This is a genomic window from Halorubrum californiense DSM 19288 (assembly GCF_000336875.1).
GTDB lineage: Archaea > Halobacteriota > Halobacteria > Halobacteriales > Haloferacaceae > Halorubrum > Halorubrum californiense.
Window position 1 is genome coordinate 1 of record NZ_AOJK01000075.1, and the last position, 6,529, is coordinate 6,529.

Annotated in this window: 9 protein-coding genes; 8 read left to right on the plus strand and 1 reads right to left on the minus strand. The window is 62.3% G+C overall.

The window, feature by feature from the left end; translation table 11 throughout:
• Positions 1-119 precede the first annotated feature (119 nt).
• The gene (locus C463_RS18190; protein ID WP_008445928.1) at positions 120-353 is read right to left on the minus strand and encodes an HTH domain-containing protein; all 234 of its coding nucleotides are present in this window, start codon (positions 351-353) and stop codon (positions 120-122) included.
• A gap of 195 nt (positions 354-548) precedes the next feature.
• Between C463_RS18190 and C463_RS16150 the strand changes: the two genes are divergently transcribed.
• From C463_RS16150 to C463_RS16185, 8 genes are all read left to right on the plus strand, one after another.
• Positions 549-1,046, plus strand: a complete 498-nt coding sequence (locus tag C463_RS16150) for a hypothetical protein (protein ID WP_137695786.1) — start codon at positions 549-551, stop codon at positions 1,044-1,046.
• Positions 1,046-1,990 (plus strand): hypothetical protein, encoded by a 945-nt coding sequence (locus C463_RS16155; protein WP_008445938.1) that lies wholly within the window; start codon positions 1,046-1,048, stop codon positions 1,988-1,990. The genes C463_RS16150 and C463_RS16155 overlap by 1 nt, the downstream gene beginning before the upstream one ends.
• Positions 1,987-2,271: a hypothetical protein gene (locus tag C463_RS16160; RefSeq protein WP_008445939.1), complete on the plus strand. Its 285-nt coding sequence runs from the start codon at positions 1,987-1,989 to the stop codon at positions 2,269-2,271. Before C463_RS16155 ends, C463_RS16160 begins: the two co-directional genes overlap by 4 nt.
• Before the next feature lie 47 nt (positions 2,272-2,318).
• Positions 2,319-3,143, plus strand: coding sequence for a hypothetical protein (locus C463_RS16165; RefSeq protein WP_152422428.1), 825 nt, complete (start codon positions 2,319-2,321; stop codon positions 3,141-3,143).
• Positions 3,144-3,708: 565 nt separating this feature from the next.
• A complete protein-coding gene (locus tag C463_RS16170; RefSeq protein WP_008445941.1) occupies positions 3,709-4,656 on the plus strand; it encodes a hypothetical protein in 948 nt (315 codons plus the stop codon).
• The gene (locus C463_RS16175; RefSeq protein ID WP_049906070.1) at positions 4,653-5,309 is read left to right on the plus strand and encodes a hypothetical protein; all 657 of its coding nucleotides are present in this window, start codon (positions 4,653-4,655) and stop codon (positions 5,307-5,309) included. Before C463_RS16170 ends, C463_RS16175 begins: the two co-directional genes overlap by 4 nt.
• 37 nt (positions 5,310-5,346) lie before the next feature.
• A complete protein-coding gene (locus tag C463_RS16180; RefSeq protein ID WP_008445943.1) occupies positions 5,347-6,063 on the plus strand; it encodes a hypothetical protein in 717 nt (238 codons plus the stop codon).
• 140 nt (positions 6,064-6,203) lie between these two features.
• Positions 6,204-6,461: a hypothetical protein gene (locus tag C463_RS16185; protein ID WP_137695795.1), complete on the plus strand. Its 258-nt coding sequence runs from the start codon at positions 6,204-6,206 to the stop codon at positions 6,459-6,461.
• The last annotated feature ends 68 nt before the right edge of the window (positions 6,462-6,529 follow it).

Consider the following 6,529-nt stretch of genomic DNA (forward strand, 5'->3'; position numbering starts at 1 on the left):
GCGAACTCGTGGTGACCGCCGCAGTCTACAATCTCGAACAGGCTCTCAAACAGTGATCCCCACGCCGTCATCGGATTCAACAAAGCAGAACATACAAACTCATATTGGCAATGAGTAAGCTACTCAGAAAGACTCCAGAGCAGTGAACTTCCGACCTTACGGCTCTCAATCTTATTCTGATCTTCCAAGGACTTGAGTCGCGTGTATGCGGTCCGCTGAGTACAACCAATCTCTTCGGCGATATCTGATGTACCTGCCATTCCTTCGAGGTGCTGAATGGCTTCTATGAACTCAGAATCGGTATAACTCGTAGTATACCTTCCCGATTCTTCCTCACGATCTTTTCCAGGCACGGTGTCTAATTCGTATACATCGCCTATGTAGGTGGTGGGTTGGATGCCATCTCTTACTAAAGAGATGGAAAAGTTTATACCATTACACTATGTAAGAGATGGTGTGGAAGCCCGGTCCCAACGGGGCGTTAATTTCGAGAAACGCCCGAGTGCTAGGGACACTCGGACTGGGTTTTACACTGGACGTGATAACCCATGGAAAATTCAAATCCCCCGAATCAAGAGGTTGTCGGTGACCAGTTAATTGAAGACATATCAAAAATTAAACAATTTGCGCTCGGGGAAGGGGCCGCGATGTGTCAGGTGTGCGGCTGCGAGCTGCGGGAAGGCAATGAGGTGACGGCGTATGCCTTCCGGGCGGCTGGCAACCCGATTTTTGAAATTGGGTACGTGATGTGCGGGGCGGACGAGCATGAGCACCCGTCAGTGTTCACTCGCGGTGTTCATGAACTCGTCATTACTGGTCGGATCGATCTCTGTACTGACGTCTCAACGCAGTCGTCGCGGTTGGTGTTGTTGGAGCTGTCGCCGGTAGTGACGAGTGGGGCGTCGTCGAGTGCGGCTCGCGTGGTGAGTGATGAAACTCCGCGCGACGGGAACACCCAAAACACAGATACTGAACGCCGAGATGGCCCGACGCCGTTGTTGTCGGTTGTCGAGGAGCATGCTCGGCCTGATGGGGGTGGGCGGTGATGCTGCCGGAGTTCGAGACTGAACACCTCGACCGGGAGTTCACGCTCCCGGATGACGTGGAGGAACTCACACTCCCGGATGTGTACGTGGGGCTTGAAATCCCACTGCTCGCGCCGGGTGATGGGATCGTGACGGATAGGCATCACGCGTCGGCGGATCGGTATGAGGCGGATGATCCGCAGAATCAAATCGGGGGGATGGTGTCGCCCTTCCCACTCTCTGGGTGGCTGCGGCACGGCTGTGAACGCGTCGTCCAAGATATGGGCGCGACAGCGTGCCACCCGGGCACGGCAGACACGGAGTACATGCTTGAAGACGTGTATGAGCGCGACCTTGACGCGGGGTATCATGAGAAGGGGTCGTGCGTCGATGACGACACGGGGTGCGTACTGTATGACTTATTCGGTGGGTTCAATGATCGGGCGGGTCGCCTTGTGCGCCGACCGATTGGGTTCTCGCCGATTCGCCGGCAAGTGGATGTGCTCCAGGGTGAGGCGGAGGCGCATTACCGGCAGTTGAACACGCAGGTGCGGTCGCGGAATGCGGAGGATGATGGGCAACCGCTGCGGATGGCGTCCCGAGACGTCGTTGGGAACCTCGTGGGGACGTGGAAGCTGTCGCTGCGTGAGTTGAAGCCGGAGTACGTTGGGCTGCTCGTCGAAGCGGTCGAGTACCTCGACGCGCACAGCGATGAGTTTGAACTTCAGCTCGGTGGGGCGCGGAATTTCGGGGCGGGTATTGTGGATGCGCGCGTTGTCAACCCGCTGTATACTGATGCGGAGGTCAAGCGGGTGTTTAATCGCGCGCAGGATGCGACGTCGGCGATGGCGTGGAAGGATGACGTGTGGGGTGGGTCGGTGCGTAAAACGTTCGTGGCGGCGCTACAGGAGCGTGTGGCGAGGCGTTGTGGTGACGGGTCGGTGTCGGGAGGTGGGTCGGCGTGACGTCGGATGGCGAGTCGGGCGAGGAACGGGATGAGGAGGATTTGGATGCGGTGCAGCCGCCGTCATCGACGACGGATCCGGGTCAGGACCCGATTGATTGGGAGGTGCAAGGCGAGTTTGCGTCGGAGCGTGACGCGTTGGACGGGCCGTTGAATGAGGTGCAGCCGCCGTCAACGATGATGAACCCGGGTCAGGACCCGATTGATCCTGCCCAGTTGCGGCGTGGTGACGCGGCGAGTGACGATGATGATGAGTCGGGCGCGGAGGGTGATGGGGAGTGACGTCGGCGTCGAGTGGTGAGGGCGGTGCCGGTGCGGGTCACGGGGACGTGTCGGACGCGGATCTCGTGGCGGCGTACCGGCATGACGTACACAAACTCAGGGGGCGGCAGCATGCGGCGGCGGCCGAGGAGGTGTGCGGGGTGCGGGTGAACGAATCGGTGCCGCTCGGGGCGGATCGGGATGCGGCGTTGCTGTCGCGGCCGGACGGGGAGCCGGAGCAAACAGTCAAGAATCACGTGTCGCCGGCGCGACTCTCACTCGTGACAGGGGCGACAGTCGCGGACAGCGGTGCGGTCCCAGCCTCTGGAGCGGATGTTCGCGGGTTGGTGGTGCCGAGGTGTGAGGAGCCGGCGCGGCTCCATGCGACGTGGCTGACGAGTGGCGTGGCGGCGCGGTTCAACGAGTCGGTGTACGTCCCGTACACGTCGTTGAAGTACCACACGTTGCTCGTGGCGGCGCTCCTCGATAATTACCGGGCGGGGCACGCGTTCAACGACTTGTACGTCGTGGTGGAGCGGCCGGGGCGTGGCCCGCCGACGGACGCGGGTGCGGTGGCGGCGGCGGTGTCGGCTGACGTGGTGGTGCCGTGCCGGACGGTGCTGTGGACATCGGAGCTCACGGTCAGGGTGACGGGTGACCCGCCGGCGAGTGGGTCGGCGGGGGTGGCGTCGATAGGTGCGGGGCTGGCCCAGTCGTTTGCAGATACGTGGGGTCGGTTGACAGCACAACCGCTGAATCTAGATCGGGAGTGGCTGCGCGTGGTGGATGCGCAGCTGCGCCGCATCCGGTCGTTCTCGACGGCGCTGCAGTTCGTCGAGGATGCGACGCGGGCGTGGGGTGGTGACGCGGCGGGGCTGGGGGTGGGGAGGTGACGCCGGGTGGGCGGGGCGACGAGCCGGGCGTGGTGGGGCGAGGCGTGCGGGGCGTGCCGTACGTGGTGGCGCGGCACGTTCTCAGGTTCCCTGTGCGGTGCGGGTGTGGTGGTGAGTGGCTGCGGGTCGTGGTGGGCTCGCAGGCACGGGGCGCGCGTGCTGCGGGGTGCGGGTTCGGTGCCGGGTCGTTCGTGGTGGAACGACGCGGGGCCGGCGCGCGCTTCGGAAACCGGCGGTGCGGGTCGCAGCGCGGAGTGACGCTTCGACCCTGCCGCCGGGACGCACGTGGAACAGTTGAAACAGGGTGTGGTGATCGCGGGACTGCGCGGCGAAGAACACTGGAAATGGGGTGTGTGGGTTCGGGTACGCGTGCCGGGTGGAGAACAGTTGAAATAGGGTGTGTGGATCGCGGGACAGCGCGGCGAAGAACAGTTGAAACGGGGTGTGTGTGGTCGCCGATGAAGGGTGTGCGAGGAACAGTTGAAACGGGGTGTGTGGAGGCTCGTGACGACACGAACGCGTGTGAACGTGTCACATTCTCCAGTGGAAGTACGGGGGTGGGTGCGTGACGCGGATTCAGCAGGTTCTGTTCGAGTTGGACGCGCCGTACGCGGGGCACCCGTACTTCGTAACGGGGAATGCGTTGTTTAACGCGCTCGCTTCGCGTGTGGATGACGAGACGCGGCAGCGGGTCCGCGTGAGCCACGGCGTGTTCGTGCCGTGCGAGTACGGGGAGTACCCGGCAGCGCATTCGATGCCAGGGTATGCGGGGAAACTCGGCGGGTCACTGCCGGCGGTCGAGGCGTACGAGGACTTGTTCCTGTACCGGGACCCGGCGCACCGGTGGTTACTGGATTCACGGCCGCGAGATACGCATAACACGCACGACATCCAAACGCACGGTGGTCGCGTGGCGTTCGCGGACACGACGTGGTTCGGAAAACCGGCGGAGCAGCGGAATAATCGGCGGTCCGTATCGTGGTACCTCCACTGCTACGTCCATGTCGATGGGGTTGGTGACACGATCCCGTTGGCAGACGAGACGCTGAACGGGATCCAAGTGGGTGGGGCGCGGAACTACGGGTTTGGCGCGTTGTCCGTTGCGGATACCCAAGTCATCGAACTCGAAGAACTGGATTACTCGCGGTTGGAAGCAGCGCAACGCGCGGACGCTCAGTGCCGGGTCGAGTTGGTGACACCGTTCGTGCTCTCGTCTGAGTACCCCGGGGCGGCCGAGCAGGATGTCCCGTGGTGGTGGGGTGCGACCAGTGGAGAGTTGCGGCGGCGAGAGACGCGGCTCGTGGCTGACGGCGATGTGTTCGTGGTGGAGACGATCGATCACGGGCAGGTCGTCCCGTACACGGGGAATAACCCGGTTCAAACAGCGTTCAACGGCGTGTTGAGAGTTGGGACGCACAAGCGATTCGGGTTCGGTGAGCTCCGCGTCAGACCACCAGGTGACGAGCGCGTCCCGGGACGCGCCGCGTCGGAGAGCGGGGGTGGTGGGGCGTGACGTTGCGGCAAGTGGCGTTTGATATTGAGACAACCGGGTTCAACGCGACGGACGTCGTGACGACGGTCGGGTTCGCGGTGCCGCTCGGCGTCCGCCTGTTCCTGAACACGGGCGGGCGTGCCGCACCGGGGATCGAGGATGTCGGCGGGGACGTACTCGTGAAGGGGTCAACGCACGCGTCAGAACAGGGGTTGTTGACGGCTGTGGGTGAGTTCGTTGCGGAGCGGTTCCGCGACGCTGACGTGCTGCTTGTTGCGTACAACGGGGAGCGGTGGAGCGGCGGGTTCGACGTCCCGTTTCTCCGCACGCGGTTCGCGTTGCTTGACCTCGCGTGGCCGTTCGGTGACGTGCCGTACGCGGACGTGATGCCGCTCATCACGAAGCGATTCAACACGACCGTCGGCGGTGACGAGGAGAACGATCTCGACGGTGCGTACGACGTGCTGTGCGACGGGGTGTACGGCGAGCTCGACCCGTTCGACGAGAGCGCGGAAGCAGTGACGGCGTTCGAGGACGGTGAGTTTGCGGCGCTCGCAGCGCATAACGTGGCGGACGTGCTGCGGACGCGTGCGCTTGGGCGGGTTGCGGAGCGGTACTGTGCGAAATCGGATTTCGACGTGAAATCGCTGACACCGACACGAACCAACTCATGACACGACACGTAACGCGGCAGACGGTAGGTGATGGGCAGTGAGTACAGATGACTTCCCGGACGACGTTGAGCGGTTCAGGTCTGCTGGGGAGGAGTCGTGGGGGCATTTGTGGTCGAAGCTGGAGTTAGAGCGGCGTCGCCGGACGCAGACGGATCCGTGCTTTGCTGGTGAGTACCGGTTCGAGCGGACGGTTGCGGATCGTGTCCCGGACTGTGCCGTGATTGGTGGTGACGTGAACCGGTGGATCGAGTTCGTCGCTGGGTCTGAGCAGCCGTTCCGCGCGAAGACCCGGGAAGCGTTGCGGCTCGGGTTTGTCGTGTACTGGGTGTTCCACGTGGAGCATCGAGATCAGATGCGGGATGCGCGTGAAGCGTTGACGCCGGAGTTACAAGCCCCGTTCCGGTTCGGTGAGTACGACCCGGAGAACGGGACGATGTCGCTCGGAGATCCGGTGACGTTCAAGAATTACGCGTTCCCAGTGGAATCCATAGAGGAGTTCGAACCGCAGGAGCTGCTCGGGTATCGGCGCGGCGCGGCTCGAATCGGAGGGGCCGCTATCGGGTTTGATCTCGGTGTGTTCGATGTCGCCGGGTGTCAACGCCGAATCCTTGCGAGCAAGTACGGGAAGTACTTTTCCGCGATCGCCCCGAACGGGTCGCTTGACGATGTCGTGTGGGGGTATCCGACGCGTGACGGGCTTAAGCGGCTTGTCGAGACGGGTAGGATTACGCGGCTTGGACCGGTGCGGCGGTGAACGCCGAGTTTGGGGTGCGTCTCTGAAAGGCGCCCCCCCGCATTCACTTGTGGGTGATTGAGTTTTTGCTGCGTGGTTGTGCTGGTTAGTTGGATTTGTGACGTGTGTTTTTTGTTACTGGTGTCGAACTCTGAGGGATGATGACGTCGCCACCGGAGCTGTTCGAGTCCTTCTTGGCGAGTGAACGAGCACAGACGCATTACAATGAGCGGAATGCGGAGCGTGATGAGGTGCGGCGCGAGGAACTGTTTCCGTTGTTGAATCGGTTTCTCGACGGGGACGTGACGCTTGAGGAGTTTAAGCCACGGAATGACGGTCTCAATAAGCAGTACCCGTACTGGGGGTTCGACGGTTTCAACGGGCAGATGCATTTCAACGGCTGTGTTGAATCGCTGTAAGGCGTAGAGATTCACTGTTTGACGAAGCGTTTGATGTTATAGACGACACACATCAGCGCGATCTCGCG

Coding starts and splice junctions, on each gene's coding strand:
- C463_RS16150 (WP_137695786.1), top strand. CDS start 549: ATGGAAAATTCAAATCCCCCGAATCAAGAGGTTGTCGGTGACCAGTTA.
- C463_RS16155 (WP_008445938.1), top strand. CDS start 1,046: ATGCTGCCGGAGTTCGAGACTGAACACCTCGACCGGGAGTTCACGCTC.
- C463_RS16185 (WP_137695795.1), top strand. CDS start 6,204: ATGACGTCGCCACCGGAGCTGTTCGAGTCCTTCTTGGCGAGTGAACGA.